Genomic DNA, 5,074 nt, shown 5'->3' on the forward strand with positions numbered 1-5,074 from the left:
CCATTGCTCTTTTGCGGAGATACCCAAGCATTTTCGGATAGGATTTATTTGGCTTAATTCCACGGTGTTCTTTCCAATCCAATTGGTTTTCCAGCAATAAAGATCTTATCTCTTCGGGTATGATAAACATTTCCCAACCATGAAGGTTAGGAGGCATAATGGCCCATCGTTTCCACTCCTGCAATATTTTGATAGCAGCTATTTTGCTGAATAATGTACGATTGAAAGTGTCGTAAATAAAAATCCCGCCGTTTTTCAAAACACGTGAAATCTCAGAAATTACTTTTGGTAAGTCACGAACGTGCTCCAGTACATCGCAACAAAAGACTACATCGAAGGTATTATTCTGAAATGGCAGATTTTCTCCGTTTCCTTTCTCATATTTTATCTTCAGGTTGCTTTCTTTTGCATGCTTTATAGCGATATTCAATGATTGCTCAGATGGGTCGATTCCGGTAGTAATAAACCCCATTTTTGCTATCTCCTCAGTTAATATCCCTCCCCCACAGCCAACTTCAAGTGCATTTATTTTTCCTGAATTTATTTTAATTGTGTGTGATGAGGGAAAATCTATTTATTATTCGGCTTTTCTTATTATTCGTACCGGTTTTTAGTTTATAAATACCTCTTTTTACCAATCCAATTCCCAGACCCCACTCAATCCATTTAAAAAGCAGGAGTTAACGCCAGACGGGTTGACGCGAATGAAATGCTTTTAATAAAAAATTGCCAATTATAGATTACCTATAAAATTTACTCAATCCTTAAACATCTGGTTCTCAAATATAAATTTCACTTTTTGGTGGTTATTCTATTTAAAAAGTACTTGTTCAATCAGGTTAGAAATTTTATCAAGACTCCCCTTGTTTATTTCATAATTCACTGGTTAAGTTTCAAATTTAGACTTAGCCAGAGTCTTTGATTCGGGTAGTATTATTGAAAGATAACTATCTAAAATCATTAGTTTCCAATTACATGTGTGTGAATTATGTAACTATTTTCTTTAATTGTACAACGCCTATCAGAATTAATTGATTTACTTTTATTCTGTGAAAATTTCATCGTAACTTAGAAAAATTAATATCCACCTTTATGTAATTGATTTTCAATTACATAAGGCTTAATCTAACCATGACATGAGTAAAAAGAATAAATTGGGTGAATTAATCACTGATAATAAAGAAAATGCCGAAAAGTTAGATGCTGCGGATATAAAAGTTGCCTCTGATAAGGATAAGACAGAAAAAAAAATATCAAAGTTAATCCTTGATAACAAACATACTTCCAGTGAGTTAGATGCTGCTTACAAAATAATTGCCAAACAAGAAAAAGAGATAAAAAAACAAGCAGAAGCTTTAATCCGTGCTGACAAAGAAAAAGAAAAACGAAGGACAGATTTAATTATTACTAAGAAGGAACTCGCCCATAAAGCAGAGTTAACCATTGCAAACAAAGAACTTAATCTGCAAATCACCGAACGCAAAAAGACGGAAGAGGTTGTGAACCAACAGAAGATAAAACTTGAATTAGCATTACAATCATCCCAAATGGGGACATGGGAATTAAATATCGTAGAAAACAAACTTATTTTTGATCATCAGGCTTGCATTCTTTTGGGAATCGATTCAGCTACATTTGGCGAAACGACAGAGGAGTTCTTTTCAGTAGTACATCCCGATGACCTCGAAAAGGTCAAGGGAGCATTGAAAAAAACAGTTGAGCAGAATGTTTTATACAAACCTGAATACCGCACTGTTTGGCACGATGGGAGCATTCATCACATCACTGCCAGAGGCAAATTATTACATGATGATAAAGGTAATCCTCAAATGATTAGCGGCATTATCTGGGACGACACCGAGAACAAACAGAAAGAGGAAGAATTGAAGAATAGCGAAGCCAGATATAATTCAATGACATCCAATATCTCTGATGTAATTGGTATAATCGGTGCAGATGGCTTTATGAAATATAAGAGTTCCAATGTCGAAAAATTGTTCGGTTGGCAGCCTCAAGACCTTGTTGGTACTGATAGTTGGTTAAGGGTTCATCCTGATGATTTGGAGCGCATTCAACAAGAATTCGTTACCATCCTTGAAAAAGAGAACTTGACAGCAAAGGCAGAGTTCAGATATAAGTGTAAAGATGGAAGTTATAAGCCTGTAGAACTTAACGCTATCAATCTTACGAATGACCCACTTATTAATGGCATATTAATGAATTACCATGACATCACCGAGCGAAAAGAAGCTGAGAAAGGTCTGCTCAAATTAAATATGGCAATCAAAAACTCTGGTGAAGTAATTTTTATGACTGATAAAGAAGGAACTATAACCTTTATGAATAACGAATTCACCAAAATCTATGGCTTTACTGCTGATGAAGTTGTCGGAAAAGTAACTCCAAGAATATTGAATAGCGGGTTATATCCAAAAGAAAACCATGAACAATTATGGCATGCATTACTCGATAAGCAAAGGCTTCCTGCAACGCCATATATCAATAAGTGCAAGAATGGTAACCTTATTGATGTCGAAGGCTCTGCTGATATAATAATCGATGATAAAGGTGAGATTATTGGATTTATTGCGATTCAGCGTGATGTCTCAGAGCGCAAAAAGGCTGAATCAGAACTAATTAAAGCAAAAGAAAAAGCCGAAACCAGCGACCGATTAAAGACGGCATTTATGAATAATATTTCACACGAAATTCGCACACCGCTTAACGCTATCCTCGGTTTTGCTCCTTTCGTAATAGAACCGGATATTTCGCAGGAAGAAAAAGAATCAATGCTGGAAATTTTAAATATAAGTTGCGACCGTTTAATAAATACAGTCACCGATTATATGAACATATCACTTATTGTTTCCGGCAATATGAAAGCATACCCTAAACCCATGAATCTTTCCCGAATGATGGAAGAAGTTTATTTTCATTTTCAAAAGAGATGTAGTTTAACGAATCTGGAACTAAAATTAAATATTCCTTCCAATTATGAGCATTTTATACTTACAACTGATATGGAATTATTGACTAAAATATTAAATCATTTGTTAGATAATGCAATAAAATTTACTCAAAAAGGATTTGTTGAATTCGGGTATATCCAAAAGTCTGATTCCGGGCAAAAAGAGGTAGAATTATTTGTAAAAGACACAGGACAAGGAATTTCTTCAAATGCACAAAAGAGAATTTTTGATGCATTTATGCAAGAAGATATTGCAAATACAAGAGCACATGAAGGAAGCGGCTTAGGATTATCAATTGCCAAAGGCCTTACTCAATTGTTAGGAGGCAAAATAATGTTAGAATCTGAAAAAGATAAAGGGACTACTGTTTCTTTTGTACTACCCTGTGAGGATTGTACAGAACCAGAACCAGACAATGTTGAGTTGATAAAGGATAGTAGTGTAGAAAAATCATCTATGATACTGATAGCGGAAGATGATGATTCGAATTATCTCTTTATTGAAACTGTTTTGCGGGATCGTAGATTTAAACTTTTAAAAGCTGTGAATGGTCAGGAAGCTGTTGATTTATGCCACAAACATCCTGAAATAGACTTGGTTTTAATGGATATTAAAATGCCGGTAATGAATGGAATAGAGGCTACTCAACAAATCAAATCATTCCGAAAAGATTTGCCGATTATTGCGGTTACAGCTTTTGCTCAAAATGGTGATGAACACAGTTTTAGAGAAGCCGGATGTGATGATTATATTTCTAAACCAATTAATAAGACCCGGTTATTTGGGTTAATAAAAAAGCATTGCAATATATGATAAACTTTACCTGCTGAAGTATTTTTCCATGACAATAAATCTATTAAACCACATTATGTGATGATTAAGAAAAGAATTAAACAAGTGATTGATTATATTTTTGCAAATGAAGAATATTTTCCATTAGAGCATCGTTTATTGTTGTCTGCAATTATCGTTGGAATATTGATTAGTATCTTAGGTGGAATAATCAATTATATTCTTGCACCTGCAGCAATTGCAATAATAATACCATTATTTTTATCTGTTTGTCTGATTGTCATTTACTATTTTGTCAGATTTAAAAGCATATTTTACCCTTTTGCTACACCAATTATTATAATCGCAATATTTGGAATTTCAGTTCTTTGGATTTTTAATGGTGGCATTAATGGGTCGAATATAATGATTGCATTTGTAATATTAATCCTTGGATTATTAGTAGTTCCCAATAAGATCAAAAAATATATTATCATTCTTTTCATAGTTGTGAATATATTTATTCATCTTATTCAGTTATATAGACCTGATTTAATCATAAACTTCCCAAATGAAACTGACCGTTGGATTGACAATCTCATTACAGTCATTTACTGTTCTTATTTTATATATGTAATTATCATATTTGTTCACAAAAACTATACTCTCGAAAGATTTAGAGCAGAAAAGAGCGAAATAAGACTTCATCAACTAAATGCCGACAAAGACCGCTTTATATCAATTCTCGGACATGATTTAAAAAATCCATTTAATAACATTCTTGGGTTTTCTGAAATACTAACTGATGAGATTGACAGTCTCAATAAAGACGAAATTAAAGCTATTGCAAAGAATATTCATAAATCTGCACAAAACTCAAATAATTTACTGGAAGACATATTGATGTGGGCAAGAACTCAACAAGGTAGTATGCCTTTCAAACCACAAAATTTGAGTTTTTCAGATATATTTAAAAATATTTTTGAAGTTCTCATTCCAAATGCCAAAGTAAAAAACATCACAATCAATTATTCTTCACCAGACGGGATAAATGTATTTGCGGATATTGATATGTTAAGAACCGTTTTGCGAAATCTTGTTTCGAATGCGATAAAATATACAAACAACGGTGGCGCAATAAATATTACTGCCGAGCAAACACAATCAGATGTGACAATCTCAATTTCGGATAGTGGTATTGGAATTCCACCAGAAAATCTGGCAAAACTCTTTGATATATCAGAAGTTATGACCACAAAAGGAACGGCTAAAGAAACCGGAACTGGTCTGGGCTTATTGCTCTGTAAAGAATTTGTGGAAAAACACGGTGGTAA

General features: G+C 33.6%; 3 protein-coding genes. 2 read left to right on the forward strand and 1 reads right to left on the reverse strand.

Annotated features, from left to right (window positions below; genetic code table 11):
* Positions 1–481 (reverse strand): methyltransferase domain-containing protein (locus PF572_03995; protein ID MDA3840228.1); only part of this gene is annotated, 481 nt, incomplete at its 3' end.
* 655 nt (positions 482–1,136) lie between these two features.
* Here PF572_03995 and PF572_04000 point away from each other — a divergent pair.
* Both PF572_04000 and PF572_04005 read left to right on the forward strand, forming a co-directional pair.
* Complete coding sequence (locus tag PF572_04000) at positions 1,137–3,782, forward strand: PAS domain S-box protein (GenBank protein MDA3840229.1); 2,646 nt, start codon at positions 1,137–1,139, stop codon at positions 3,780–3,782.
* A 60-nt stretch (positions 3,783–3,842) separates the two neighbouring features.
* The coding region (locus PF572_04005; protein MDA3840230.1) for a HAMP domain-containing sensor histidine kinase at positions 3,843–5,074 on the forward strand (1,232 nt) is incomplete at its 3' end.

The sequence above is a fragment of the Patescibacteria group bacterium genome, from assembly GCA_027858235.1.
In the GTDB taxonomy this organism is placed as follows: Bacteria; Patescibacteriota; Patescibacteriia; order Patescibacteriales; family BM507; genus BM507.

Bases quoted from the DNA above. Each gene is read 5' to 3' on its own strand.
- PF572_04000 (MDA3840229.1), top strand. From the start codon at position 1,137: ATGAGTAAAAAGAATAAATTGGGTGAATTAATCACTGATAATAAAGAA.